This is a genomic window from Cellulomonas gelida, assembly GCF_006538725.1.
Taxonomy (GTDB): Bacteria; Actinomycetota; Actinomycetes; order Actinomycetales; family Cellulomonadaceae; genus Cellulomonas; species Cellulomonas gelida.
Genome location: NZ_BJLQ01000015.1, coordinates 1 through 25696, shown reverse-complemented (window position 1 = coordinate 25696; position 25696 = coordinate 1). Strand labels below are relative to the sequence as shown.

The following is a 25696-nucleotide window of genomic DNA, read 5'->3' as shown; positions in this document are numbered from 1 at the left end:
TGCTCGTCGTCCTCGTCCTCGTCACCCCTCCGGGTCCACGACCGCGACCCGCGTCGCGCGCAGGATCCGGTCCTTCGTGCGGTAGCCCGGCTGCAGCACCATCTGCACGGTCGACGTGGTCACGTCGGCCGAGTGCGAGTGCATGAGCGCCTCGTGGATCGCGGGGTCGAACTCGTCGCCCGCGGCCCCGTAACGCTCGACCCCGAACCGACCGAGCGTCGTCTCGAGCTTCTCCGCGATCGACGCGAACGGACCCTCGGCGAGGTCGCCGTGCTGACGGGCCAGCTCGATGTCGTCGAGCACCGGGATGAGCGCCTCGGCGACCGCGGCGACGCCACGGTCGTGCGCCGCGAGCGCGTCGGCCTTCGAGCGCTTGACGTACGCCGAGTACTGCTGCTCGAGGTTGTAGTACGCCGCGTTGGCGCGCTGCAGCTCCTCGAGCCGCTCGTCGGCGAGCTTCTGCGCGTCGGAGAGCCCCTCGGAGCCGGCCGCCGCGGCGGCCTCCGCCTCGGCGATCACGGCCTCCTCGGGCGTCGGCTGACGCACCTGGCCCGTCTCCGGGTCGATGCGGCGCTTGTCCGTGAAACGGGGCGTCTCCTCGTCGGAACCGCCCCCCGGGCCCTGCTCGGGCCCGGGGGTCGTCGGCTGGTCCGTCACTTCTTGTCGTCCTCGTCGTCGACGATCTCGGCGTCCACGACGTCCTCGTCGGACGAGGCGTCGGTGGCGTCAGCGGCCGGGGCGTCCGCCGGCGCGTCAGCCTGCGCCTGGCTGTAGATCGCCTCGCCGATCTTCTGCGCGGCGGTCGACAGCGCGGCCGTCTTGGCCTTCACGTCGTCGGCGTCCGTGCCCTCGAGCGACTTCTTGAGGTCGTCGACCTTGGACTGCACCTCGGTCTTGACGTCCTCGGGCAGCTTGTCCGCGTTGTCGACGAGCAGCTTCTCCGTGGAGTAGACGAGCTGCTCGGCGGAGTTGCGGGTCTCGGCGTCCTCGCGGCGCTTCTTGTCCTCGGCCGCGTGCTCCTCGGCCTCGCGCACCATGCGCTCGATGTCCTCCTTGGGGAGGGCCGAGCCGCCGGTGATCGTCATCGACTGCTCCTTGCCCGTGCCACGGTCCTTGGCGGACACGTGCACGATGCCGTTCGCGTCGATGTCGAACGTGACCTCGATCTGCGGGACGCCGCGCGGCGCCGGCGCGATGCCGGTCAGCTCGAACGTGCCCAGCGGCTTGTTGTCCCGCGCGAACTCACGCTCGCCCTGGAACACCTGGATCAGCACCGACGGCTGGTTGTCCTCGGCCGTCGAGAAGATCTCGCTGCGCTTCGTCGGGATGGCCGTGTTGCGCTCGATGAGCTTGGTCATCACGCCGCCCTTGGTCTCGATGCCGAGGCTCAGCGGGGTGACGTCGATCAGCAGGACGTCCTTGCGGTCGCCCTTCATGACGCCGGCCTGCAGCGCGGCACCCACGGCGACGACCTCGTCGGGGTTGACGCCCTTGTTGGGCTCACGACCGCCGGTCAGCTCCGTGACGACCTCGGTGACCGCGGGCATGCGGGTCGAGCCGCCGACGAGCACGACGTGGTCGATGTCCGAGAGCTTGATGCCCGCGTCGCGGATGACCGAGTTGAACGGCGCCTTGGTGCGGTCCAGCAGGTCCTTCGTCATCTCCTGGAACTTCGCCCGCGTGAGCTTGGTGTCCAGGTGGATCGGGCCGTTCTCGCTCATCGACAGGTACTGCAGCGAGATGTTCGTGCTGGTGGCCGACGAGAGCTCCTTCTTGGCCTGCTCCGCCGCCTCACGCAGCCGCTGCAGCGCGATCTTGTCCTTCGACAGGTCGACGCCGGACGAGTTCTTCACCTCGGTGACGAGGAAGTCGACGATCCGGTTGTCCCAGTCGTCGCCGCCGAGGCGGTTGTCACCGGAGGTCGCGCGAACCTCGATCGTCGAGAAGCCGTCGTCGTCCTTGCCGACCTCCAGGAGGGACACGTCGAACGTGCCACCGCCGAGGTCGAAGACGAGGATGAGCTCGTCCTCCTTGCCCTTCTCCAGGCCGTAGGCGAGCGCGGCCGCCGTGGGCTCGTTGATGATGCGCAGGACGTTGAGGCCCGCGATCGCGCCCGCGTCCTTGGTGGCCTGGCGCTCGGCGTCGTTGAAGTACGCCGGGACCGTGATGACGGCCTCGGTGACGGGCTCGCCCAGGTACGCCTCGGCGTCACGCTTGAGCTTGCCGAGCACACGCGCGGAGATCTCCTGCGACGTGTACTTCTTGTCGTCGATGTCGACGGACCAGTCCGTGCCCATGTGACGCTTGACGGACGTGATCGTGCGGTCGACGTTGGTGACGGCCTGGCGCTTGGCGATCTCGCCGACGAGGACCTCGCCGGTCTTGGAGAACGCCACGACCGACGGAGTCGTGCGCGACCCCTCCGCGTTGGCGATGACCGTGGGCTCGCCACCCTCGAGGACGGAGACAACGGAGTTCGTCGTGCCCAGGTCGATGCCGACTGCTCGTGCCATGTGTGGTGCCTTCTTTCGATCGTGATGCAGATGCACTGGACGCTCTTGAGTCCGCTGCGCTCAACCTTGCACCCGACCGCCGGGCCGTCGCAAGTTCGAGCAGCAAACTTGAGTCTGTCAGGCTCAACTCCGCGCCGAGCACAGTCATTCCCGCGGGTGGCGCTCAGTTCAGTAGGACGCGCGGACCGCCCGGAGTGCCGGGGCTCCGTCAGCTCGGGAGCAGGCCGCGTTCGCGTGCCACGGCGACGGCTTCGGTTCGGGACTGGACGCCGAGCTTGTCGTAGGCGTGGGCGAGGTGGGACTTCACGGTCGCGCGGGAGACGACGAGCTCGCGGGCGATGGCGTCGTTGGAGCGGCCGAGCGCGACCATGCGGAGGATCTCGAGCTCGCGCAGCGTGAGCGAGATGCCGGGGCGGCGCATGCGGTCCAGGAGGCGCGCCTGCACGGCCGGCCCGAGAGTCACGGCTCCACCGGCTGCGGCCCTGATCGCGGAGGTGAGCTCGTCTGTCGGGGCGTCCTTGAGCAGGTACCCGGTCGCTCCGGCTTCGACGGCGGTGAGGATGTCGGCGTCCGAGCCGTAAGTCGTCAGGACGAGCACGGGGGGACCGCCGGCCTGGACGATCTGCCGGGTGGCGTCCGCCCCGCCGAGGCGCCCCGGACCGAACTGGAGGTCGAGCAGCAGCACGTCGGCACGTCCGCCCCTGCGGACGTGGGCCAGGAGCTCCTCGGCGGTGCCGAACTCCTCCACGACGTGCATGTCGGGCTCGCTCTCGATCACCGCGCGCAGGCCGGCACGCACGACGGGGTGGTCGTCGGTGAGCACGACGTCGATCACCGGTCCTCCTGGTGCTGCGTCGGACGGGTGGTCGGGGCCTGGTCTCGGACGTCCTCGTCGTGCGCGGGGAGGCGGACCGCGACGGCGGTGCCGTCGCCGGGGCTGGTCTCGATCGTCAGCGAGCCGCCGAGCTCACGCGCGCGGGAACGCATCGCGGTGAGGCCGAACCCGCCGGGCCGGTCGGGTGGGGGCTGGCGGTCCTGGTCGAAGCCGCGTCCGTCGTCGACCACGTCGAGGATGACCTCGTCCGGCAGGTAGCTGAGGGTGAGGGTGGCGTGCCGGGCGGCGGCGTGCTGGACGACGTTGGCCAGGGCCGACTGGGCGATGCGCACGAGCGCGGCCTCGACCTGGAGCGGGAGGGCTCGGGGCTCGCCCGAGGTCTGGACACGCACCATCAGCGACCCGGGCGCCGCGTCCCGAGGCTCGTCGTCCGCGCCGGGGGACGTGGCCGCAGCGGCCTCGGTCCGGTCCGCGATGCGGTGCAGTGCCGCGACTAGGGTCGCCCCGTCCAGATCCGCCGGGGCGAGCGCGCGGACGAACCGGCGGGCCTCGGCGAGGTTCTCCTGCGCGGTGGTGCGCGCCTGGTCGATGTAGGCGCGAGCGCGGGTCTCGTCGTGGCCCACGGTCCGCTCCGCTGCCCGCAGGAGGAGCTCGATCGCGGAGTAGCCCTGCGCGAGGGTGTCGTGGATCTCGCGGGCGAGGCGCTCGCGCTCGGTCGCGACCGCGGCCTCCCGCTCGGCGGCGGCGACGTCGTCACGGGCGCGGGCGAGCTCCTCGAGCATCCGTAGCCGCTCCTGGGACTCGCGCACGAGCGCTTCGAGCCCCAGGGTGACGGCCACGGCGACCGCCGCACCGACGGCCGGGCCGAGCGCCGGCGCGACGGAGGTGTCCGCGGGGGCGCGCTGCAGCATGCCGTCGACGGCGGCGACGACGGTGGTCACGACGACGGCGAGCACCCCGGCGTGCGGCCCGAGGACGTGCATCTGCAGCAGCATCAGCGGGAAGGCGAGCCACAGGGCGCCGTCGCTGACCTGCAGGAGGATCGTCCAGACGACGATCAGCGCCGCGATCCACGCACCCGCCGGCCACCACCGTCCGCGACCTGCGTCCCAGGGTGCCTCGTGGACCCGGATCGTGGCGCGCCCGGCCGCGTACAGGGCCGCGAACGCCGCGGCGGCCAGCAGGGTGGCCGACGGCCGGGCGGAGTCGGCGGGGCGCAGGACGGCCACTGTCAGGAGCCCGGCCACCAGGACGTCGAGCCCGACGAGCAGGCGCCGCGTCACCGTCGGCAGGGTCTGCGCACGCATGTCGCCACGGTAGCCAGGCTCCGCCGCGCCGCATCGGCCGAAAGGTGGAGCCGGGCGGCCACCCTTCGTCCGCGGACGTGCGTCCCAGGGGCCGATGGACCGAGCCGTCGATCGGCGCAGGCTGGTGGCAGCTCGCAGACCAGGAGGTCCCATGTTCGTCGCGCTGCGCGACCTGCGCCACGCCCGTGGCCGTTTCGCCCTCATGCTCGTCGTGATCACCCTGATCACCTTCCTCGTGGCGTTCCTCTCCTCGCTGACCGCCGGCCTGGCCCGGGAGTCGACGTCGGCCGTCACCGACCTCCCGGTCGGCCACCTCGCGTTCGCGATGCCCGAGCCGGGCGACAGCCCGGACTTCACTGCGTCCACCGTCACCTCCGCTCAGCGGGACGCCTGGTCGGCGGCGACCGGTGTCGAGGACGCCGAGCTCCTGGGCGTGGCCACCGCACGCGCGCAGTCGGCGGCCACGACCGCGGCTGTCACCGCCTTCGGGGTCGAGCCGGCATCGAGCCTGCTGCCCGCCGACGCGCCTGCGCCCGCCGGCGGAACGGTGACGGTGTCCCGAGGCGCTGCCGACGGCCTGTCGATCGCCACCGGCGACACCCTCAGCCTCGGGGGGCACGACCTGAGGGTGGGGGCGGTCCTGGACGTCGACGCGTCCTACGCGCACACCCCCGTCGTCTGGGTCGCCCTGGCGGACTGGCAGACGATCGGCGGGCGAGCACCAGCGCCCGACGAGGGGGACGTCGCGACGGTCGTCGCGGTGACGGGCGACGTCCAGGACGACACCGTCCGCCGCACCGACGCCGCTGCGGGCACCGCCACGCTGGGCGTCGGCGAGTCGCGAGCCGCCATCAGCTCGTTCTCGTCGGAGAACGGCTCGCTCCTGACCATGCAGGCGTTCCTCGTCGCGATCTCGGCGCTGGTGGTCGGCGCGTTCTTCACCGTCTGGACCATCAGCCGCTTCGGCGACATCGCCGTCCTCAAGGCGCTCGGCGCGTCCACCCGCTACCTGCTGCGCGACGCCATCGGCCAGGCGCTCCTCGTGCTGGTCATCGGCGTCAGTCTTGGCACCGGGGTGGCTGCCGTCGGCGCGACCCTCCTGGCCGACGTCGTCCCGGTGGTCGTCACCACCACGACGACGCTGCTGCCCGCGGCGGCCCTGGTCGCCCTCGGCCTCGTCGGCGCCGTCCTGGCGATCGCCCGCATCACCACCATCGACCCCCACGTCGCACTCGCCGCGCGCTGAGCACCGGAGGAACGCCATGGACCTGCACCTGGACGCCATCACCCTCGTCTACCCCGACGGCGACTCGACCCTCACCGCCGTCGAGGACCTCGACCTGACAGTCCCCTCGGGCACCACGACAGCGCTGCTGGGACCGTCCGGTTCCGGCAAGTCGAGCCTGCTCGCCGTGGCCGCCGGTCTCACCCGGCCCACCGCGGGCACGGTCCGGATCGGCGAGGACGTCGCCTTCCACCCCGGTACCACGGTCGCCGCGGCCACCCGGACGCGTCTCGACCGGATCGGCATCGTCTTCCAGTCGCCGCAGCTGCTGGGATCCCTGACCGCGCTCGAACAGCTCGAGCTCCACGCACACCTGCGCGGCGACCGACCCGCCAGCCTGCGAACGCGGGCCCTGGACCTCCTGGCCCAGGTGGGGATGAGCGACCACGCGCACAAGCGACCCGCTCAGCTGTCCGGCGGGCAACGGCAGCGTGTGGCGATCGCCCGCGCGCTGATCGGCGCCCCGCAGGTCCTCCTCGTCGACGAACCTACGTCGGCGCTCGACCACGCGCGCGGCACCCAGGTCATCGACCTCATCACGCGCCTTGCCCGCGAGCTCGACGCGGCCACACTCGTCGTGTCGCACGACGCCTCGACCCTCGACTCGGTCGACCGGACCGTCCGGATGCTCGACGGACGACTGGAAGAAGGATTGCGATCGGCCGTCGGGACGTGAGTGCACCGATGGCCCCGCGAGAGCCGCTGTGCCTGACGACGGCGCGCACGACGAGACACCTTGATGAGACAGCCGGACGCAGCCCTCTCGTCACCCGCACCCGCCCACCCCCGGTAGCGGCGGGCGGGTGAACCGTCACCGGGAGCTTGCCCGCTGCCAGGCCTTCCTACTGGCCTCGGCGCATGGCGCCCAGCGGCCGCAGTGTCGGGTCCTTGCCGTCGGCCCGGAACTACCTCATGCGGACCGGTGACGACCTGATCGACCGCCCCTACGGCGACTTCCATGGGCGGCGCGACGTGTACTACTCGGAAGTCGTCAACACAAGCCATCGCACACGGTGACCTGATCGTCCGGGACGGCAGGCGATCGTCGGCGGTCATGTCGACATCGTCGCGCGACGGCGCGCCGGGCAGCAGCGCTTCCGGGAGCGGCTCCTCGACCGGTTCGGACCGACGTGCGCGGACACAAGGGCGCAGCCGGAGATGGTCTCGCCGCGGCGCACCTGTACCGGTTCTCCGACCGCCCCGAGTACGCGGACGACAGCGGTCTGCTGCTGCGAGCCGACTGCACCGCCTGTCCGACCGGCTGGTGCTGACGTTCCACCCGCGCACGTAGACGACCCAGGTCGCGCCGACGCTGCTGGAGCGGCACGAGAGCCTGGCCGTACTGGACGGGCGGCGGATCTCGGTGCACGACACCCGGCTGCCGGTCGTGGGGCTGATCGAGGAGCACCATGCGGCCGCGCGGGCTCGGTGGAAGGAACTGGCGCGCGTGTCGCACGGTCACAGCACGCCGGCACACACCGAACTGCGAGTGGACACCCCACCGCTCAACGACGAGTCGCCCAATCGCGCCACCTTCGACGCACACGACGGGAGGTGACGCCGTGGTCCACCGCGCATACGCTGCAGGGCTCGTGCCGGCCGCCCAGGAGTAAGGCCTGCACGGCACCGGCCCAGGATCCGCCCGCGCAGAGCTCCGTGCCTCCGCCCCTGTCACTGCCCCGCCGGCGCGCCCCCAGGTTTGGTCAGGCGGAAGGCTCGCATCGGCGCGGAAACCGTCGTTTCGTTCGGTCTGTAGACGTGCTCTCGGTGCCACTGCGCGTAGTGCACGTCGATAACGACCGCCCTCTGCGGCAGCTCCACCCGCTCGAACAGGTGCGGTGCGCCGAAGTACCGCTGCACCTCCGGCCGACGGTCACGGTCGAGGGCGAGGCCCGGTGCAACCGTGATGCGCAGGTCGTCCTCGATGGTGAGAAGCCCCTGGTCGAATGCCGCGTCGTGCGTGGGACAGGCGGCAAGTCCGTTGGCGACGTGCAGCCGCTCACGCTTCGTCGCGTCGCGCCACGGCTTCACGTGGCTGGCCCGCAGCAGGTGCGAAGGCCCTGCGCTCGGCAGTGCGAACCCGCAGAACACGCACGCGTGGCCGCAGTTGGTGAGGACGTCCCGCGCGAATCGGTGCTGGCCGACACGGACGGCGGCGAGCGTGATCCGCTCGGTCTCCCGCTCGTCGTATCCGGCACCAGCGAAAGTCCCGAGCGCCTCTGCGACGGCGAGCTCGAGGACGCTCGGCCCGAGCTCGTCCTGCCCGAGCAGCCAGACCTCCCCGGCAGCTTCGATCCCGAGGAAGTCAGGAAGTGCCGCCTCGTCTATCCCCACGCTCCGAGCGCCGGCGAAGCACGCCCGGTAGACCGCCGCGAGGTGCGCACGGTCGCTCCTTAATGCGGCCGCCACGAGGACGTCGTTCTTGTTGCCCTTGGGGCGCGCCCCGTCGAGGTTGTCCATCTTGGCGATGACGCTCGTAGGCGGGCGGCGGAACAGCCGCGCGAGCTCGGGCACGGGATGCGGCGCGTGCACCGCGGCCCTATTGCTGAACCGCGAGCTGTCGACGAGGTACATCGCCGCGAGGCACAGGACCGTCTCGACGGGCGTGAAGTTCTCTTGCCGCTGGCCCTGCTCGACCGGCCGGCGATCCAGGATCGCAAGCCACTGGCGTCGCGCGTCCTCAGGTGTGAGGTCGAGGTAGTCGGCCGGGGTATAGCGCATCCGGGTCATGCTTGGTCGTCGTCATCCGCCGGTGCCGCCTTGAGGACTAGTCCACCGCTCAGCCCGAGCGCCCGCTCCGGCTCTCCTCCTGCCTCACCTCCTGCGGCACCACCACCGCATCCTTGAGCGCCGCCTTCGCGCGCAGCGTCCGATCAAGGTTGACATCGAAGGAGTCCACGTCGGGGTGTAAGGCGACCTGATAGTGCACTTGCAGCTCGCGCGTCTGACCGATGCGGTGGCTGCGGCCGGTGGCCTGCGCCTCCTTGGCGGGTTCCAGTGCCGCTCGACGTGGATGACGTGGTTGGCTCCCGGCCGACGCCGGCGGCGAGCGGGACATGATGACGACACGCGAATGCACAGGGTCACGGCCGGGAAATCTCGGTCCGACGAATGGGGCGCGCGAACCCACAGGTGCGCACCGGACCTGGCGCCCCTGCCATCCTCGAGCTGAGCGGCGCCCTGGTTCGCGTCGCCTCGGCCGGTCACTGGGCGGCCGTGGCGCACCGCGCCGGCACTGACATCCACGAGGAACGGACCCCCGTTGTTCGCCGCACACCCCCGATTCGCCATACCTCTTTTCGGAGCTGCTCCTCGGTCCTTCCACCCGCGGGACGCCGCTGGCGCGCATCCGCCCCAGCTAGAGTCCCCCACGTAAGCGGCCCGACGGACTTCCGCCCCGCGCTCTGCGCTCCCGGCGGACATGTCCCCTCCGCACGATCCTTCGTGCTGCCAGGGGACGATCTCGGTGGGCTTGAACCGGATGAGCGCCGACGCGCTCGCCGCCATGACGGACAGCGACTCCTCGGAGATCGAGCGCGTGCTCGCGGACCATCTCTTCCAGGCAGGTGTCGCAGTCCCGAGTATCGGTGAGCGGCGGTCGTGGCGGAGCAGCCTGCCGGTGCTCGCTCGAGACCTGCGTGACGCCGGGCTGGGCAGGGTCGAGGTGATCCTCGAGCATCGCCTGCCGCTGAGCAGCAAGCGCGCGGACGTGGTGCTGGCCGGTGTGCACCCGCGGACCGGCGCGCCGTCGTATGTGGTGGTCGAGCTCAAGCAGTGGGGCACGGCCGTGCGCTGGGAGACCAGCGACTCGCTCGTCGAGGTGGAAGGCGCTCCCTACCGGCCGTCGCTACACCCTTCGCTGCAGGTCGCGGGGTACGTCGACTACCTGCAGGACTTCACGGCGTCGCTCGCCGACGGCCACGCGTCGGTGACCGGTGTGGCCTACCTGCACAACGCGACGGACTATGGCGTGCAGGACCTGCGGGCGATGCCTGCGTCGTCGTCCGCCCGGCTCGTCACCGGCCAGCGCCGCGGCGAGCTGCACGACCTGCTGCGGGGTCTGCTCGCACCGGAGCCCGGTGTCCACGCCGCCGACGAGCTCCTCGGCTCGGCGATCCGCCCGTCGCGGCAGCTGCTCAGCGTCGCGGCCGCCGAGATCCGCGAGCGCGAGCAGTTCGTCCTGCTCGACGAGCAGCGCATCGCCTACGAGATGGTGCTGGCGGCCGTCGACGAGGCGCGGTCGTCGGACACGAAGACGGTGGTCGTCGTGGCCGGTGGTCCCGGCAGCGGCAAGAGCGTGATCGCGCTGTCGCTTCTGGGCGAGTTGGCGCGCCAGGGGCGCACGGTGCTGCACGCGACCGGGTCGCGGTCGTTCACGCAGACCCTGCGCCAGGTGGCCGGCAAGGGTTCGACCCGGACCAAGAGCCTGTTCATGTACTTCAACAGCTTCATGACGGCGGAGAAGAACGGGCTGGACGTGCTCATCCTCGATGAGGCGCACCGCCTACGGGAGAAGTCCGTCAACCGCTACACACCGAAGACGTTGCGTGAGCGGGCACGCGCTCAGGTCGACGAGCTCCTCGACGCCGCCCGCGTCCCGGTCTTCCTGCTCGACCAGCACCAGGTGGTCCGCCCGGGCGAGCTCGGCAGCGTCCCGGAGATCGAGCAGGCCGCCCGCGCGCGGGGCCTCACCGTGAGGCACGTCGACCTGGGGGCGCAGTTCCGCGCCGGAGGTAGCGAGCGGTACGTCGAGTGGGTGCAGCGGCTGCTCGGGCTGCACGGCGACGGACCCGTTGCCTGGGCGGACGAGCCGGGCTTCCGTGTCGACGTCGTCGACACGCCGCACGAGCTCGAGGCCCGGCTGCGCGCCTACCAGGACACCGGCCTCAAGGCGCGTATGACCGCCGGCTACTGCTGGCGCTGGAGCGACCCGCGACCTGACGGCACCCTGGTCCCCGACGTCCAGATCGGCGACTGGTCACGCCCGTGGAACCTCAAGGGCGACCGCGCCACCGGCGGGGCACCTCCGTCGTCGCTGTGGGCGACCGATCCCGCCGGCTTCGGGCAGGTCGGGTGCGTCTACACGGCCCAGGGCTTCGAGTACGACTGGAACGGCGTCATCCTCGGCCCTGACCTCGTGTGGCGGGACGGCAGGTTCGTCGCCCGGCGGGACCAGAACCGCGACCCCGACTTCCGCAGCAGGACGAGCGTGGACGACGCCACCTTCGACCGCCTGGTGCGGCACGTCTACAAGGTGCTGCTCACCCGCGGGATGGTCGGCACGCTGCTGTACTCGCCGGACGAGGAGACCCGCGATGCGTTGCGCGAGCTCGTCAACCGACCCGGGGACCTGCCGGGCAGGTGACACGCCCGTGGCCCGTCTGGACCGATCGGTGTGGTGCCCTCGCTAGGGTCTGCATCACCAAGCGGTTCGACGGGCTTCCTGCGGCGCACGCCGACGGGACACGCCCCCTCCGCACGAGTTCTCGTGCTGGTCGGGGGTATCCGCCGTGTCCGGGCTGCCACGTCCCGCCTCGCCATCGTCGGGCCCGGCCGTGCTGGTCCATCCCACCGGCGTCAGCCCTGCGAACGCCGAGGCGCGGGAACACTGGCAGGCCACCATCGAGACACCGGTCGACTTCCGGTCCGGCGCCGTGGCGGCGGCACTCACCGACGACGACCGCCGCGCGCTCGAACGGGCGCACCCGGACGGCCGGGCACGCTTCTGGGGGACGTACGGCCGCCACGGGTCGATCGTCCGCCGACTGGCCCCCGGCGACGTCGTCGTCCTCACGGGCACAGGTCACGTGACGGGCGTCGGTCGTGCCGCCTTCACGACGCAGAACGCCTCGCTCGGGGACGCCCTGTGGCGAAACCGCCCCCGCGAAGGAAGCTATCTGCACGTCTACAGCCTGGAGCCGTTCGCGCACGCTGCTGCACCGCTCGCCGGCCTGCGAGATGCCGGCGTTGCCTGGTTCCAGACGCCGTCCTACATCGACGACCACCGTGCCGCGGCGATCATCGCGAACTACCCCGACCTCATCGCGCCGCTGCTCGAGGACGAGCCTGCCTCCGAGGCGCTCTTCCGTGCGCTCCAGGAGTACGAGGACGCAGACGACAAGGTGGCAACCGATCTGTCATGGGTGCGCGAGATCGCCATCGAGGTGGTCACCGCTGGTGACGCCACCGTCTCATCGCGCCCGGCGACCACGCTGCACCGTGGCGAGAACCTCCTGGTTCACGACTACGTCAGCCGTCTGCCCCGAGCCGCAAGCGCGAGGCGCCTGCTCACCGCTGTCGGAATCACGGACCTCGACGTCTGGATCGGCGGTCGGCACGAGCTCGTCGAGGCGAAGAGCAGCGCCGCGCGCCACCACGTCCGCCAGGCATTGGCCCAGCTGCTCGACTACGCCGCGGCAATGGCCTCTGACCCACCTGACGTGCTGACCGCGCTCTTCCCCCACCAACCCGACGACTCCGCGGTCGCACTGCTCCACCGGTACGGGGTGGACTGCGTCTTCCGCGGCGGGGACGGCGCGTACATCCGACTGCCGGCCCCGCAGGAGGCAAGTGCTGCCATCCGGCGCCTCATCCTGGTGAAGGTACCGGCGCACACCTGAGGCGCCGGGCGCCCCGGCCCGGGTCAGCGCCGGGAGACGGCCGCACACCGGCTCCCGCGTCCCGACCCCGTGCGAATGACTGGCGCGGACCGCAGCCCACGCACGGGAGACGATCCCTGCATTCGGGACGCGACCAGGTCTCGGGAATCCTCCAGGGCGGCGCTGGGGCGACCTCCACCCCCTCGTCGCCCGGGTGACACCATGGCGCGATGACGGCCCCAGCGGTGCCCGGCGACCTGCGCTTCGTGGGCGTGTCCCTGGACTGCGCCGACCCGGCCGAGCTGGACGAGCCTGTCGAGCGGGCCGTGGCTCTCGGCGCCAGACTCGCCGACCCGCAGCCGGACCCGCGGTGGAGGGTCCTGCTGGACCCCGCAGGGCACCCGTTCTGCATCACGACGGTTGCACCGCGGCCCGAGCTCCTACAGGGCTGACGCAGCACGGCCGTGGCACCTCGACGAGGTGTGCGGGTGCCTGGGCCGACGCTGCCTCCGCTGGTGCGGTGCGCACCAGCGCCTCCCCGTCCGGAGCCTGTGCGAACGCCTACCCCCGCCGTCCGCCCTGCTCCGCTGCGCTCCTGGGTCGCGCCCGCCCCGGCCCGGCCTGCGGTCGACAGCCGAGGACGCCCGCACGAGGAGCGCCGAGGCGGGGAAGCCCAGCCTCCCTTGTCCGCTCGCGGGTGGAGTGAACCGCCGCCAGGGTGCAGAGCGACGTGAGGGCAGGTGCCGTCGCGGGTGGGCCGAGCGGAGGCTCCGCCCGAGCCGCGCCAGAATCGTCAACGACCGGGGCCACCTCGCCCGAGCGGGTCAGGCGGGCCGTGTCCTCCGCGTGCTGCCGTAGGCCCGCGCGATGAGCACCGCGAGCACTGGGCCGACGAACGGCAAGAAGATCGCAGCGAGCCCCAGCGCGACCTTCGCCCATGCGTCCAGCCGCTCCGCGGCCGAGAGCTCTCGGTAGGCGAACACGATCAACGCAACGTTGACGAGCACCAACGCAGTCCAAAGGCCTTCGTACCACGGTCCACTGAAAGGGATCATCGTCAGCTCGTCTCGTACCAGTAGTGCGTGCCGTGTGCCTTGAACCGGATGCCCTTGTCGATGGTGACGCTCACGGGGCCGATCCCGGTAAGGTACTCGATCGCCAACTGCATGTGTGCTGGCTTGGCGCTCGTCCCGCGCTCCCGAATGACCTTCAAGCTCCAGCTCTTCTTCTCGTGGCCGATGGCATGGTCGTGGAACTATCCGTACGCCTTACCGACGGTCGCGCGTGCCTCGCGGCCGCGCAGGAGCAGAGACAGCTCGAGCTCCCGGCCGACGACGGCGACGGGCTCGACATCAGTGTCGACGTCGACAGTCAGGGCTGGTGGGCGGTCGTCGCTGCGAGGCGCGGCGCGGACCCGAAGCGGACGTTGACCTGCACGGCCGTCCCCGCCTCCGGTCCTCTCGGAGCCCGAGCAGCGTCGTGGTCGGTAGCGGAGGGATAGGCAACGATCGCGGCGGGGCGGCGCTCAGGGCTGGCGGCGGTGGAGCGTCCACGCGCCGGCCGTGTCGAGATCCCCGTCGGCGACGCGGGTGAAGACGAGCCGGTCGTGCAGCCGGTCGCGTCGGCCCGCCCACAGCTCGACCTCGTCGCACGCGATCCGCCAGCCGCCCCACCCGTCGGGGACCGGGACGTCGTCGGGGGAGCCGGTGTCCGGGTAGAGCGCGGCGTACCGCTCGTAGGCGGCGACCAGCGTCGCCCGGTCCGCGACCGGCTGCGACTGGTCCGACGCCCACGCGCTGATCCGCGACCCCCAGGGTCGCGTCGCGAAGTAGGCGGCGATCTCGTCGCGGCCCACAGGGACCGCCCGCCCACGGAACCGGACCGCGCGGTACATCGCCGGCCACGTGAGCGACGCGGCGACCGACCCGGTGGCGACGATCTCCCGGCTCTTGGCCGACCCCAGGTCGGTGACGAAGCCGGGCCCGCGCTCGTCGAGGAACCGCATGAGCACGGTGCGGATGTTCGCGTGCCCGTCGGAGTCGACCGTCGCGACGGACAGCGCGGTGGGCTCGACGACGTCCCCGCGCTCGGCCTGCCGCGCCTGTGCGTCGGCCACCCACGCCCGGACCTGCCGCAACGGTGTCGGCGCCACGCCGTCCTCGCTCAGGCCCTCACCCGCGTACTCGCTGCGCACGCCGCCCTCCTTCACTCACTCGTGCTCGATCGCGACCGCGTCCTGGCCGACCCAGCCGGGCGCGCCCGGGTCCACCGCGGCGTCCCCGACGAGCGTCGCCAGGTCCGCCTCGAGGCGCGCGAGCTCCGCGGCGCCCAGCTTCTCCTCCCACCGGGCGCGCAGGTCCTCGAAGACCGCTTCGCCCTCGCGCAGGACGTCGAGCCCGCGCGCGGTGACCTGGAGCCGGTTGCGTCGCGCGTCGGACGGGTCCGGTTCGCTCGACACGTAGCCGCGCGCGACGAGCACCGCGACGGTCTTCGCTGCCGCCTGCTTGGAGACGGACAGACGTCGTGCGACGTCGGACGCGCTGTCGGCGCCGGCGATGATCGCGCGCATCGCGAACTCGTGGGTCGGGCGGAAGTCGTCGTAGCCGCGGGCGGCGAGCTCGGCCATCGCGCCGTCCACGAGCGTGCGGAAGCCGCCGAGCAGCAGCAGGGCGAGGTCAGCGCCGGACCGGGACATGACGACGAGCCTAGACACCCCGATGGACATGGACAACTAAGTTGTCTACTGTGATGGACAACCTAGTTGTCTATTTGAGGAGTCGACGATGAGCACCACGCAGGCGACCATCCCCGCCGTCGCGCACCACACCGCGCGGATCAACGGTGTGCAGCTCCACTACGTCACCGCGGGGGCCACCGGGTCGCCCCTCCTGCTCGTGCACGGCTTCCCGGAGACCTGGTGGACGTTCCACAAGGTCATCCCGCTGCTCGCACGGACCCACCGGGTCGTCGCCGTCGACCTGCGCGGCTTCGGCGACTCCAGCACCGCCGAGAACGACCACGACAGCACGACCGCCGCGGAGGACCTGCACGGGCTCATCGAGCACCTCGGCTGGGGGCCAGTACACGTGAGCGCGCAGGACATCGGCGGAGGGGCCGTGTTCCGGCTCGTGGCCGCGCACCCGCAGGACGTCCTGAGCCTCACGGCGATCGAGATGGGCCTGGCCGGGTTCGGCCTGGAAGGGCTGGCCGACGTCACGCACGGCGGCTCCTGGCACATCGGCGCCCTGACGGCGGCCGGCATCCCGCAGCTGCTGTTCGCCGGCCGCGAGCGCGAGCTGCTCGGCCAGTGGGCCTTCCCGAGCATGACCGCCGTCGCCGGGTCCGTCACCGACGCCGACGTCGACGAGTTCGCCCGCACGTACGCCCGGCCCGGCGGCTGGCGCGGAGCCGTCGGCCTCTACCGCTCGATGCTGGCCGAGGGCGACGACCTCAGGGCCTTGGCGGCATCGCGACCGCTGACCGTGCCCGTGCTCGCCGTCGGCGCCGGCGGCGGGCCGTTCACCTCCGCGACGCTCGGTCAGGTTACGGCGGGTGAGGTCACCGCGGTCCAGCTCGACGGCGTCGGTCACTACGCCGCGCTGGAGGCTCCCGATGCGCTCGCGGCGGCGATCCTCGACTTCACCAGCTCCGTCGACGCGCCCTGACCCCGGGGGCGCGGCTGCCCGGCTCGCCACAGGCGCTCGTCGGGCGGACTCCCGCGACGACGACGACGACAACGACAACGACGACGACGACGACGACGACGGTGCCCCACGCCAGCTCGGTGTGGGGCACCGTCGTCGGACGGTCGCGTCCGCCGGACGCTCAAGGGCTCAGAGCGTGATGACGACGGTCGAGATGCTCCGGGCGGGGACGTCGACCGTCACCTGGCTGCCGTTGACGCTCGTGGTCCGCGCCGCGCGGCTCGAGTACTGCGACGTCATCGTCTGGAGCGCGGACCTGACGCCCTGCGGCGCCTGGATGACGGCGCCGTTCACCGCGCTCGTCGAGCGGTTGAGCATGACGAGCGTGATCTTGCCGTCGCCCTCGTAGGCCGTGACCTCGAGCGGGGACGCCTTCGAGCTCTTCGTCAGGCCGACCCGCTGGTAGCCCGGGCGGACGTACTTGGCGTACTGCGAGAAGGCCCAGCCGCGCTTGAGGACGGCGCCGCCGGTGGTGCCGAACGCCGACTCACCGTCGCCGATGAACGAGTAGTAGCGCCGCCCGTACCACCAGACGTACGCGCTCCAGCTGGACTGCATCGACCGGTCCACGGTGTACATGACCTTGTCGAGGGTCTCGTTCCAGGCGGCGGCGTTCGACGGGTCGCCCCAGATGTTCGAGCCGTTGCCGTCGGCCTGGTGGTAGTTCCACTCCGTCATCCACTGGTTCTTGCCGTACTGCGCGGCGAGCGGGTACGGCGAGAGGTTCGGCCCGTTCTCCTGGCCGTAGATGTGGCCGCCGACGTACCCGATGTTGTTGCGGGCCGCGGCGTCGTTGAGCGTCGGGTCGCTGTAGGACCGGTTGAACCCGAGCGACTCGGCCACCATCAGCTTCGTGTTCTGCACCTTGGCGCCCTGGTCGCGCACGAAGGTACGCATCTGCTCCCCGGTCCAGGCCATCGAGTCGTAGTCGGGGTGCCAGTCGGGCTCGTTCTGCACCGACGTCACGTCGATCGTGACGCCCTGGTTCCGCATGTACTGCACGTAGCTGTTCAGGTGGTTGGCGTAGTCGTCGTAGTAGTCGGACTTGAGCGACCCGCCGCCGGTGCGGCTGTTGTTCGTCTTCCACGCCGCGGGCGCGGTCCACGGCGAGGCCAGGATCTTCACGTTCGAGCCGTACGACTTCGCCGTCTTGAGCGCGCTGACCTGGGTTCCCCACTCGCTCGAGACCGGCGAGATGCCCGTGCGCACGATGGACAGGCCCAGCTGGTTGTCCCCCATCCCGACGAGCGTCTGGGTGTCGGCCGTCGACCACGCACCTCCCCAGATCGACACGGCGGCACCGAAGCCGTCGATCGTCTGGTACTTGGTGCCGGTGTTGACGGTCAGGTCCGCCGACGAGGTCGGTGGCGGCGGCGTCTGCGTGGCGGAGGGCGTGGGGGTGGGCGTGGGGGTAGGCGTCGGTGTCGGCGTCGGGGTGCCGGTGGTCGACCCCGTGCACGTGGTCCCGTTCAGCGTGAACGCGGTGGGGGCCGGGTTGGAGCCGCCGGAGCTGCCGTTGAAGCCGATCTCCGCCGACGCCCCGGTGCCCAGCGAGCCGTTGTACGACGCGTTCCTCGCGGAGACCACGGCGCCGCTCTGGGTGAGGGTGGTGTTCCACGCCTGGGTCACGGTCTGGCCCGCGGGAAAGGTCCAGGAGAGCAGCCAGCTGCTGACCGGGTCACCGAGGTTGGTGACCTTGACGTTGGCCGTGAAACCGCCGTTCCACTGCGAGGGGACGACGTAGTCCACCCGGCAGCCGGTCGCGGCGGTCGCCGCGGGCGCCACCGCGACCGTCCCCCCGGTGACCAGCGTCGCCACCGCCAGAGCCGCGGGCCAGAGCCGGCGCCGCCATTGAGTTCCTCGCATGATTCGTCCGATCGCCGTTGGTCGTTCGATGCGCGCCGACGGTCCCCGTGGGCAGTCGGCGGACTGGGGCCGGAGGTCACCGGTCGGCGTGACTCTCGCGGCCCGGATCGACCTTGTCCAGCGACCCAGCCCCTAACCGTTTGGGCCGATCGCAGGCCCCACGAGCCCCGTGCCACAGTGGGGATTTCGTACCCTGTGAGCGCTCACATCGGAGGCAGACATGCACCGGATCGGCCGACGGCTGCTGCTCGCCGTCACCCTCTGCGTCGCCCTGGCCGGAGGTGTCGTGGCGCAGTCCGCGCCCGCCACCGCCGAGAGCAACGGGGGCACGCGCGTGATGCCCCTGGGCGACTCGATCACGGAGGGCTACCCCGGTGGGGGCGGCTACCGCGTCGGGCTGTGGCAGCGCCTGGCGCAGTACGGCTACACCACCGACTTCGTCGGGTCGGCCTTCAACGGCCCGGCCAGCCTGTGGGACCACGACCACGAGGGGCACGGGGGCTGGCGGATCGACCAGATCGACGCCAACGTCGTGAACTGGGTACGGACCTACCAGCCGCGCACCGTGCTGCTGCACATCGGCACCAACGACATCACCCAGAACCGCGACCTGGCGAACGCACCCGCCCGGCTCGCGTCCGTCATCGACAAGATCACGAGCACGTCCCCGCAGACCGACGTGTTCGTCGCGACCCTGATCCCGGTGTCGTTCGCCGACTCGCAGGTCCGGGCCTACAACTCCGCCATCCCCGGCATCGTGTCGAGCAGGGCCGCCGCCGGGAAGAAGGTCCACCTCGTCGACATGTACCGGGCGCTGACCACCGCCGACCTGGGCGACGGCGTTCACCCCAACGCGACGGGCTACGACAAGATGGCCGCCGCCTGGTTCACCGCGCTGCGCGCCGTGCCGGGGAGCATCGGGAACCCCAGCGGCGGCTCCGACCCGGGCCAGGGCTCCGGTCCCGTGGACACCTCCGCTTGGTACGCGCTCGTCAACCGCAACAGCGGCAAGGCCCTCGACGTCTACAACTTCTCCACCGCCGACGGCGCGCGCATCACCCAGTGGTCGCGCAACAACGGCAACCAGCAGCAGTGGCAGTTCGTCAACGCCGGCAACGGCTACTACAAGGTGAAGTCGCGGCTGTCGGGCAAGATCCTCGACGTGTCCGCCAGGTCCACCGCCGACGGTGCGGCGATCATCCAGTGGAGCGACAACAACGCCGCCAACCAGCAGTTCAGCATCCAGACGATCGACGGGTACGTCCAGCTGATCGCCCGCCACAGCGGCAAGGCCGTCGAGGTGCAGGGCGCTTCCACGGCCGACGGCGGGAACATCGTCCAGTACTCCGACTGGAACGGCGCCAACCAGCAGTGGCAGCTCGTCAAGGTGGGCTGAGAAGGGCGGACTGAGACCGGGGGCACCCGCACTGGCCGGCAGGTCCGACGAGGACCCGCCGCCGACGACGCCGGACGTTGGGGCATTGGTCCCTTTCGTCCGGACCGTCGCGGTGGGTGAGCTCCGACGCGCGCGTGCCGAGCAGGGTGAAGTCGCCACTGAGAGTTGTGCCGCTCGGCGACCGCGGTCTACCCCGGGGTCAAGGGGCAGCGAGAGTCGAGGCGCCGCCTCGCTCTGCCCCGGGAGGAGCGCACGACATGGCGACCTCGCGAGGAGGACGACACACCAGAGCGGCTCGGAGGGGAGCTGGACGGTGGTCGGTCGCGGTGCTCGGTCTCGCCGCGCTCGGGCTGGTCGCCGCATCGCCCGCCGCCGCGACGGGACGAGGTCACGTCGTCAGCCTGTCCGCACCCACGCGCGTCGTCGCGGGTGTCCCGTTCGACGTCACCGTCCGGCTCCGCCCCACCGGCCGGGACACCGGCCCCTACGTCGGCACGGTGAGCTTCTCGACCGACGACCGGCAGGTGCGCGCGCTGCCGCCGGACTACACGTTCACGCGGGCGGACGGCGGGGTGCACACGTTCACCGGCGTGACGCTCGTCGGGACGGGCCACCACCGGCTCACGGTCCGCGACACCCGCAGCCACCGGCTGCAGGACGCGGACCGCATCACGGTCGCGAACGCCGGGGCCGCGATCGAGGGGCAGGTGCTCGCGAACTTCGACCCCGTGCTCGGCGCCACCGTCACGGTGTACGACTCGGTCACCGGGCACGCATTGAAGTCCGTACGAGCGGAGAGCGACCGCTACCGCATCACCGGCCTTCCGGCAGGGGACGTGAAGGTCGGCGCAGTCGTGCCGGGCCCGTACGCGCCCGACTTCGCGAACGACAAGGACACCCTCGAGCAGGCGAACGTGTTCACGCTGCTCCCCGGCCGGACGTTGACGCAGAGCTGGGACGAGCCCTTCGGCCCGTACCTCGATCTCGAGCGCCTGTACCCGCAGAGCTCTGTGCGCGTCGGTGACGACGGGGTCGTCGTCCCGACCGCTGTGAACGACCGCGGCCAGGTCGTCGGCTACCACTACGGCGACGTGGCGAACGAGGACCGGACGCCGTTCATCTGGCAGGAGGGAGCGACGACGGACCTCGAGGGCGACTGGCAGCCGTGCGCCATCAACAACGCGGGCGAGATCGTCGGGGACCCCGCCTACCACTGGCAGGACGGCGCCCTGACCGTCCTCGCGACGAACTCGTCCGTGCACCGCATCACCGAGAACGGCTGGACGGGCGGGACCCGCTACGACGCGGACGGCGACCGCATCGGACCCGAGACGGCCTACGTGTGGCGGGCCGGTGTCAGGACGGACCTCGTCGTCAGCCCGGCGATCACGCGACTCGCGAGCATCGGCGGACAGGGCTGCGGCATCGAGAGCCACAGCACGCTGCGGTTCCAGGACGTCAACGACCAGGGCACGTTCCTGGGGCTCGGTGTGACTCGCGACGGTGTCGAGGCGAGTTTCGTCGTCGAACGGGGACGCACACGCGTGCTGCGCGACGCGACCGGTGCCATGTGGGGCCTCGACCTCAACGACGCCGGGCAGGTCGCGGGCGCGGTCCAGCGCCACGGCACGGCACCCCGGGCGGCGATCTGGGCCGACGGGCGGATCACTCAGGTGCACGTCCCCGGGCTGCGCGCCGACGAGGCGTCCTGGGCGACGGCGATCAACGAGCGCGGCGAGGCCGTGGTCGTCACCGGGTCACACCTCTCGGAGTGGCCGCTCGGCCGCACGTACCTGTGGCAGCGCGGGAGGCTCACGCTCGTCGGCCCGAAGGGGCTGCAGACGTTCGCCAACCAGGTCAACGACGCCGGGCAGGTGGCAGGGGTCGCCCTGCTGGACCCCGCTGAGGGGACGCGCCAGGCGTTCGTGTGGCAGCCGGGCGACCTGCTGATGCTCGGCGAGAGCGGTGAGGGTGTCGCGAAGGTCGTCGACCTGAGCGAGCGCGGGCACGTCCTCGCGCTGGCCTACCGGTCCGTCGCGGGTGCCGACACCCCCTATGCCCTCACGTGGAGGATGCCGCCCAAGCCACGCTGACCTCGTTCCGGTCCGCTCCGACGGGCGTCGATGCAGGTCACCGCGCCGGGGTGACGCGAGCGGCGCGGTGCAGCCTCGTCGCGAGGCGGTCGAACGCCCGCGCCAGCTCGTCGCCGTCGAGCACCTCGACGTCCGCGTCGAGCTGGGTCAGCCACAGCGCGAGCCGGTCCGGGTCGTCCGCGCCGAGCTCGAACCGGCAGGCGGACCCGTCGATCTCCTCGATGTCGAGGGAGATCGGGAGCGTCGCCCTGACCGTGGCCGCGGGGGCGTGGACCAGGACCCGCGCGCGGTACGCCCACGCCGCCTTGCTGACGCGCGCGACGACGAGCGCGACGGCCTCGTCCTCGCCGATCGAGCGCGGCCGGAACCGGGCACCCGTGGGTGGGCGGGGCGTCATGCGGTCGACGCGGAAGACGCGCCAGTCGTCCCGGTCGAGGTCCCACGCGAGCAGGTACCACAGCGGGCCCCAGGCGACGAGCCGTTGCGGCTCGGTGTGGCGCGCGGCGGCCCGGCCGTGACGCGTGGTGTAGCCGAACCGCAGGCGCTCACGGCCGCGGATGGCGGCGGCCACCGCGCCGAGCACCGACAGGTCGAGCGAGGGGCCCGCCGTCGGCACGGCGCTCGTGGAGTCGCGGACCGCCTCGACGCGGCGGCGCAGCCGCGAGGGCAGGACCTGCTCGAGCTTCGCGAGGGCCGTGAGCGACGTCTCCGCCATGGCGAGCCCCCGGCCGGCGGCGGCACCGAGCGCGACCGCGACGGCGACCGTCTCGTCGTCGTCCAGCAGGAGCGGCGGCATCGCCGTCCCCGCGACCAACCGGTACCCGCCGGCCACGCCGGGACGCGCGTCCACCGGGTAGCCCAGCGAGCGCAGCTTGGTGACGTCGGCCCGCACGGTCCTCGTGCTGACGTCCAGGCGTGCGGCGAGCTCGGCGCTCGTCCAGTCGCGCTTGGCCTGCAGCAACGAGAGCATCCGGAGCAGTCGCGCCGAGGTCTCCACCATGGCCGCGATCCTGACACCGATCGCGGAAGGAAGTCTGCCGCATCGCCTGGGAGCGTCTCGTTCCATGACCGAGAACGCACTCATCCCCTTCCGCATCGACATCCCGCAGGCCGAGGTCGACGACCTTCGCCAGCGCCTGGCGCGCACCCGCTGGCCCGACCCCGTGCCCGGCCGCGACGACCGGACCGACTTCAGCCGCGGCATCCCGCTCACCTACCTCCGGGAGCTCGCCGAGTACTGGCAGCACGAGTTCGACTGGCGCGCGCAGGAGGCACGGCTCAACGAGCACGAGCACCTGACGACGGTCGTCGACGGCCAGACCTTCCACGTCCTGCACGCGCGTTCGACGAACCCCGACGCGACGCCGCTCGTGCTCAACCACGGCTGGCCCGGCTCGTTCGTGGAGTACCAGCGCCTGATCCCCTTGCTCACCGACGACTTCCACGTGGTCGTGCCGTCGCTGCCCGGTTTCGGCTTCTCCACGCCGCTGTCCGGCACCGGCTGGGAGCTGGCGCGCACCGCGGAGGCCTACGCCCAGCTCATGACGCGGCTGGGCTACGACAGGTTCGCGGTCCACGGCACTGACATCGGCTCGGGCACCACGAGCCTGCTCGCGGCCCGCCACCCCGAGCGGGTCATCGGCACGCACGTGGGCTGCGACCGGCGGTTGCTCGCCATGGTCGGGCACCAATTCCCCGTCCCCGAGGGGCTGTCCGACGACGAGGTCGCCGCGCTCGAGACCGTGCGCGCCGAGCTCGTCGGCGAACGCGGCTACCTCGAGCTGCAGAACCACCGTCCCGACACGATCGGGCCGGCGCTCACCGACTCACCGGCCGGCCAGCTCGCCTGGATCGCCGAGAAGTTCAGCCCGCGCGGCGCCGCCCGGCTGCCCGACGAGGCGGTCGACCGCGACCAGCTCCTGACGAACGTCAGCCTGTACTGGTTCACCCGCGGCGGGGCGTCGAGCGCCCAGCTCTACTACGAGGCGGAGCACTCGACGATCGACTACTTCGCCTTCGCCCCCACGGTGCCGTCCGGGTGGGCCGTGTTCGACACCCACCCGCTCATGCGCCGCGCGCTGGACCCGTGGGGTGCGGCGGCGCACTGGAGCGAGTTCGACGAGGGGGGCCACTTCCCCGCGATGGACGCGACGGAGCTGCTCGCCGACGACCTGCGCACCTTCGTCCGCAGCCTCTCGTGACCCGGCGCCCGGGCCGGCCGCGCAGAGACCTCTTCGATGCGGCCGGTCCGGGCCGCGGTGCCACCCTGGCTGCAGGTCGAGTCGAGCGGATCGCGACCGAGCGACCGGCTGGACAGGGCGGGCGGGCGCGCAGGACCGCCTCTCAGAACTGCCGGACCGTGGCCAGGCTGTGGCCGTGGACGGACTCGGCCACCACCGCGCCCGTCTCGTGGAACCCGAGCTTCTCGAGCACCCGGCGCGACGCCACGTTCCAGTCCCACACCGTCGCCCACAGCCGGGGGCAGCCCGCCTCGCGTGCCCACGCGACCACCGCGCCGCCCGCCTCGGTGGCGTAGCCGCGGCCGTGGGCTGCGCGCAGCAGCTCGAAGGCCAGCTCCTGCTCGTCGGGCGACGCGCTCCCGTAGCCGGTCAGGCCGCAGTACCCGATCACCTCGGCCGTGTCCCTGCGCTGGACGGCGAGGAGTCCGGGCTCGTCCTCGATCAGCGCAGCGATCTCCGCCACGGTCGGCCGGCCGTCGGCGTCGATCCTTCGGTGCGGAGGCACCCGCGGGTCCCTCTCCGTCCACAGGTAGCGGTAGGTCGCGGCCTCGTCGACCTGTCGGGGCCGCAGCACGAGGCGTTCGGTCTCGAGGGTGCCCAGCCCGCGGATCGCCGCCATGCGGCGATGGTGTCACGACGAGGCCGCGACGCCGAGCGGCGACTCGACCCCGCCACGGTCAGGCGGCTGATCCGCCGGTCCTGGCACGTGCCGCACGTCGTCCTGCCGCACGTCGTGGCGGTCGTCGTCGGCGCGGTCCTGTCCTGCCCTGACGGGCGTCGGCCAGCTCGGGGACATGCCGCTCTGACGGGCCGGCTCAGCTCGGCTCGACCGGCAGCCAGAGCTCGACCGTCGCGGTGCTGAAGTCCTCGGCGCGGTCGACCACCACGACGATCTCCGGCCCGGGCCGCAGGCGCCAGGGGTTCGACGGGAACCACTCGGTCGCGGTCGCGGCCCACAGGGTCTGCAACGCGTCCGGGTAGGGACCGGACGCTCGGAAGACCGCCCACGCGCCGGCCTCGACCGGCAGGACGTCGAGGTCGTCGGGAACCGCGAGGGCGTCGGCGAGCGCGACGCCGTGCAGGTAGGTGAGCTCGGAGCCCTCGCGGCGGTCCGGGTCGAGATCGGCGCTCACGGCGAGCAGACCGTGCGGCTCGGTGTCGCCCAGCGACTTGAGCCGCTGGTGCTCCTGCGGCTCAAGCGACGACACGTGCTGCGCGATGGCCGGGTTGACGCCCTGGTGCACGAGCGGGACGCGGGCGGCGTGGCCGGCCAGGTGGAAGGCGGGTCGGGTGACGAGGCGGACGTCCATGGGAGCTGCTCCTTCGACGGTCAGGCGGAACCTGAGACAGGGTTGGGTGCGGAAGGGGCCACCGTCGCGACGGGCCTGGCCCGGGCTGACGCCGTGCACGGCCTGGAACGCCCGGCCGAACGCCTCGGCGGACCCGTAGCCGTAGCGCACGGCGAGGGTCAGCAGGTCGTCGGACCCGGCGACGAGGTCCGCCGCGGCCGCTGTCATCCGCCGGCGCCGCACGTACTCCGACAACGGCATCCCGGCCAGCGCCGAGAACATCCGCCGCAGGTGGTACTCGGTGGTCCCGAGCCGGGCGGCGAGCCGGTCGACGCCGAGGTCCTCGGTGAGGTCGTCCTCGACGAGGTCCACGAGCTGGTTGAGCCAGGTGATCACGGTGCTCCCTTCCGACGACCACTGTCCCCGTGCTCGCACGCCTGGGACCCGATCATCGCGGTTCGTCTCGATCAGTCGCGCGCCGCGGCCGACGAGTCGCGCGCGGCCCTCTCCCGACGAACGCTGCGTCGGCGCCGCAGCCCGACGACGCGGCCCGACGAACCGAGGTCGGC

Annotated in this window: 22 protein-coding genes; 9 read left to right on the top strand and 13 right to left on the bottom strand. The window is 71.9% G+C overall.

The features are described from left to right. Positions 1 to 21: 21 nt before the first annotated feature. The 4 genes from CGE01nite_RS08630 to CGE01nite_RS08615 form a co-directional block, all read right to left on the bottom strand. Positions 22 to 657: a nucleotide exchange factor GrpE gene (locus CGE01nite_RS08630; protein ID WP_048341314.1), complete on the bottom strand. Its 636-nt coding sequence runs from the start codon at positions 655 to 657 to the stop codon at positions 22 to 24. Continuing rightward, a complete protein-coding gene (gene dnaK / locus CGE01nite_RS08625) occupies positions 654 to 2513 on the bottom strand; it encodes a molecular chaperone DnaK (protein WP_048341315.1) in 1860 nt (619 codons plus the stop codon). The genes CGE01nite_RS08630 and dnaK overlap by 4 nt, the downstream gene beginning before the upstream one ends. A 208-nt stretch (positions 2514 to 2721) precedes the next feature. Continuing rightward, positions 2722 to 3348 carry a response regulator gene (locus CGE01nite_RS08620; RefSeq protein ID WP_141370287.1) on the bottom strand — a complete coding sequence of 209 codons (627 nt, stop codon included), beginning with the start codon at positions 3346 to 3348 and terminating at the stop codon, positions 2722 to 2724. Next, on the bottom strand, positions 3345 to 4655 hold the full coding sequence (locus CGE01nite_RS08615; protein ID WP_141370285.1) for a sensor histidine kinase: 1311 nt from the start codon (positions 4653 to 4655) through the stop codon (positions 3345 to 3347). Before CGE01nite_RS08615 ends, CGE01nite_RS08620 begins: the two co-directional genes overlap by 4 nt. 151 nt (positions 4656 to 4806) lie before the next feature. Here CGE01nite_RS08615 and CGE01nite_RS08610 point away from each other — a divergent pair, with 151 nt between their 5' ends. Together CGE01nite_RS08610 and CGE01nite_RS08605 are read left to right on the top strand one after the other, a co-directional pair. Beyond that, complete coding sequence (locus tag CGE01nite_RS08610) at positions 4807 to 5901, top strand: ABC transporter permease (protein ID WP_141370283.1); 1095 nt, start codon at positions 4807 to 4809, stop codon at positions 5899 to 5901. 16 nt (positions 5902 to 5917) lie between these two features. Beyond that, positions 5918 to 6616 carry an ABC transporter ATP-binding protein gene (locus CGE01nite_RS08605; RefSeq protein ID WP_141370281.1) on the top strand — a complete coding sequence of 233 codons (699 nt, stop codon included), beginning with the start codon at positions 5918 to 5920 and terminating at the stop codon, positions 6614 to 6616. Positions 6617 to 7611: 995 nt separating this feature from the next. Here CGE01nite_RS08605 and CGE01nite_RS08600 read toward each other — a convergent pair. Next, positions 7612 to 8670 (bottom strand): HNH endonuclease, encoded by a 1059-nt coding sequence (locus CGE01nite_RS08600; protein WP_218022612.1) that lies wholly within the window; start codon positions 8668 to 8670, stop codon positions 7612 to 7614. Positions 8671 to 8719: 49 nt separating this feature from the next. Beyond that, on the bottom strand, positions 8720 to 9019 hold the full coding sequence (locus CGE01nite_RS08595) for a hypothetical protein (protein WP_141370279.1): 300 nt from the start codon (positions 9017 to 9019) through the stop codon (positions 8720 to 8722). 402 nt (positions 9020 to 9421) lie between these two features. Between CGE01nite_RS08595 and CGE01nite_RS08590 the strand changes: the two genes are divergently transcribed. The 3 genes from CGE01nite_RS08590 (at position 9422) to CGE01nite_RS08580 (ending at position 12991) form a co-directional block, all read left to right on the top strand. Then, positions 9422 to 11305 (top strand): DUF2075 domain-containing protein, encoded by a 1884-nt coding sequence (locus tag CGE01nite_RS08590; RefSeq protein ID WP_218022611.1) that lies wholly within the window; start codon positions 9422 to 9424, stop codon positions 11303 to 11305. A 190-nt stretch (positions 11306 to 11495) separates the two neighbouring features. After that, the gene (locus CGE01nite_RS08585; RefSeq protein ID WP_141370278.1) at positions 11496 to 12560 is read left to right on the top strand and encodes a hypothetical protein; all 1065 of its coding nucleotides are present in this window, start codon (positions 11496 to 11498) and stop codon (positions 12558 to 12560) included. Positions 12561 to 12769: 209 nt separating this feature from the next. Continuing rightward, positions 12770 to 12991 carry a VOC family protein gene (locus CGE01nite_RS08580; protein ID WP_141370276.1) on the top strand — a complete coding sequence of 74 codons (222 nt, stop codon included), beginning with the start codon at positions 12770 to 12772 and terminating at the stop codon, positions 12989 to 12991. Between the two features lie 372 nt (positions 12992 to 13363). Here CGE01nite_RS08580 and CGE01nite_RS08575 read toward each other — a convergent pair whose 3' ends face one another. The 3 genes from CGE01nite_RS08575 to CGE01nite_RS08565 all read right to left on the bottom strand — a co-directional run bounded on the left by CGE01nite_RS08575 (position 13364) and on the right by CGE01nite_RS08565 (position 15234). Then, complete coding sequence (locus tag CGE01nite_RS08575) at positions 13364 to 13546, bottom strand: hypothetical protein (RefSeq protein ID WP_141370274.1); 183 nt, start codon at positions 13544 to 13546, stop codon at positions 13364 to 13366. A gap of 518 nt (positions 13547 to 14064) precedes the next feature. Then, positions 14065 to 14733, bottom strand: coding sequence for a pyridoxamine 5'-phosphate oxidase (pdxH, locus tag CGE01nite_RS08570; RefSeq protein WP_229747582.1), 669 nt, complete (start codon positions 14731 to 14733; stop codon positions 14065 to 14067). 15 nt (positions 14734 to 14748) lie between these two features. Next, positions 14749 to 15234, bottom strand: coding sequence for a MarR family winged helix-turn-helix transcriptional regulator (locus tag CGE01nite_RS08565; RefSeq protein WP_141370270.1), 486 nt, complete (start codon positions 15232 to 15234; stop codon positions 14749 to 14751). 88 nt (positions 15235 to 15322) lie between these two features. Between CGE01nite_RS08565 and CGE01nite_RS08560 the strand changes: the two genes are divergently transcribed. After that, complete coding sequence (locus CGE01nite_RS08560) at positions 15323 to 16204, top strand: alpha/beta fold hydrolase (RefSeq protein ID WP_141370268.1); 882 nt, start codon at positions 15323 to 15325, stop codon at positions 16202 to 16204. Between the two features lie 168 nt (positions 16205 to 16372). Here CGE01nite_RS08560 and CGE01nite_RS08555 read toward each other — a convergent pair whose 3' ends face one another. Next, positions 16373 to 18061, bottom strand: a complete 1689-nt coding sequence (locus CGE01nite_RS08555; RefSeq protein WP_229747581.1) for a cellulose binding domain-containing protein — start codon at positions 18059 to 18061, stop codon at positions 16373 to 16375. 268 nt (positions 18062 to 18329) lie between these two features. On the opposite strand from CGE01nite_RS08555, the gene CGE01nite_RS08550 reads away from it, so the two are divergent. Continuing rightward, positions 18330 to 19505, top strand: coding sequence for an RICIN domain-containing protein (locus CGE01nite_RS08550; protein ID WP_141370264.1), 1176 nt, complete (start codon positions 18330 to 18332; stop codon positions 19503 to 19505). Between the two features lie 326 nt (positions 19506 to 19831). Continuing rightward, a complete protein-coding gene (locus CGE01nite_RS08545; protein ID WP_141370262.1) occupies positions 19832 to 21598 on the top strand; it encodes a hypothetical protein in 1767 nt (588 codons plus the stop codon). Between the two features lie 37 nt (positions 21599 to 21635). Here CGE01nite_RS08545 and CGE01nite_RS08540 read toward each other — a convergent pair whose 3' ends face one another. Continuing rightward, positions 21636 to 22598: a helix-turn-helix transcriptional regulator gene (locus tag CGE01nite_RS08540; protein WP_141370260.1), complete on the bottom strand. Its 963-nt coding sequence runs from the start codon at positions 22596 to 22598 to the stop codon at positions 21636 to 21638. 64 nt (positions 22599 to 22662) lie between these two features. On the opposite strand from CGE01nite_RS08540, the gene CGE01nite_RS08535 reads away from it, so the two are divergent. After that, positions 22663 to 23799 (top strand): epoxide hydrolase family protein, encoded by a 1137-nt coding sequence (locus CGE01nite_RS08535; protein ID WP_141370258.1) that lies wholly within the window; start codon positions 22663 to 22665, stop codon positions 23797 to 23799. A 142-nt stretch (positions 23800 to 23941) separates the two neighbouring features. On the opposite strand, the gene CGE01nite_RS08530 is transcribed toward CGE01nite_RS08535, so the two are convergent. Both CGE01nite_RS08530 and CGE01nite_RS08525 read right to left on the bottom strand, forming a co-directional pair. Then, a complete protein-coding gene (locus tag CGE01nite_RS08530) occupies positions 23942 to 24457 on the bottom strand; it encodes a GNAT family N-acetyltransferase (protein WP_141370256.1) in 516 nt (171 codons plus the stop codon). A gap of 196 nt (positions 24458 to 24653) precedes the next feature. Further along, positions 24654 to 25523: an AraC family transcriptional regulator gene (locus CGE01nite_RS08525; RefSeq protein WP_141370254.1), complete on the bottom strand. Its 870-nt coding sequence runs from the start codon at positions 25521 to 25523 to the stop codon at positions 24654 to 24656. Positions 25524 to 25696: the final 173 nt, after the last annotated feature.

What these genes read in the sequence shown, in the direction of transcription:
- dnaK (WP_048341315.1), bottom strand. Translation starts at nt 2,513, where the DNA reads ATGGCACGAGCAGTCGGCATCGACCTGGGCACGACGAACTCCGTTGTC.
- CGE01nite_RS08615 (WP_141370285.1), bottom strand. Translation starts at nt 4,655, where the DNA reads ATGCGTGCGCAGACCCTGCCGACGGTGACGCGGCGCCTGCTCGTCGGG.
- CGE01nite_RS08610 (WP_141370283.1), top strand. Translation starts at nt 4,807, where the DNA reads ATGTTCGTCGCGCTGCGCGACCTGCGCCACGCCCGTGGCCGTTTCGCC.
- CGE01nite_RS08605 (WP_141370281.1), top strand. Translation starts at nt 5,918, where the DNA reads ATGGACCTGCACCTGGACGCCATCACCCTCGTCTACCCCGACGGCGAC.
- CGE01nite_RS08600 (WP_218022612.1), bottom strand. Translation starts at nt 8,670, where the DNA reads ATGACCCGGATGCGCTATACCCCGGCCGACTACCTCGACCTCACACCT.
- CGE01nite_RS08590 (WP_218022611.1), top strand. Translation starts at nt 9,422, where the DNA reads ATGAGCGCCGACGCGCTCGCCGCCATGACGGACAGCGACTCCTCGGAG.
- CGE01nite_RS08580 (WP_141370276.1), top strand. Translation starts at nt 12,770, where the DNA reads ATGACGGCCCCAGCGGTGCCCGGCGACCTGCGCTTCGTGGGCGTGTCC.
- CGE01nite_RS08565 (WP_141370270.1), bottom strand. Translation starts at nt 15,234, where the DNA reads ATGTCCCGGTCCGGCGCTGACCTCGCCCTGCTGCTGCTCGGCGGCTTC.
- CGE01nite_RS08560 (WP_141370268.1), top strand. Translation starts at nt 15,323, where the DNA reads ATGAGCACCACGCAGGCGACCATCCCCGCCGTCGCGCACCACACCGCG.
- CGE01nite_RS08550 (WP_141370264.1), top strand. Translation starts at nt 18,330, where the DNA reads ATGCACCGGATCGGCCGACGGCTGCTGCTCGCCGTCACCCTCTGCGTC.
- CGE01nite_RS08540 (WP_141370260.1), bottom strand. Translation starts at nt 22,598, where the DNA reads ATGGTGGAGACCTCGGCGCGACTGCTCCGGATGCTCTCGTTGCTGCAG.
- CGE01nite_RS08535 (WP_141370258.1), top strand. Translation starts at nt 22,663, where the DNA reads ATGACCGAGAACGCACTCATCCCCTTCCGCATCGACATCCCGCAGGCC.
- CGE01nite_RS08530 (WP_141370256.1), bottom strand. Translation starts at nt 24,457, where the DNA reads ATGGCGGCGATCCGCGGGCTGGGCACCCTCGAGACCGAACGCCTCGTG.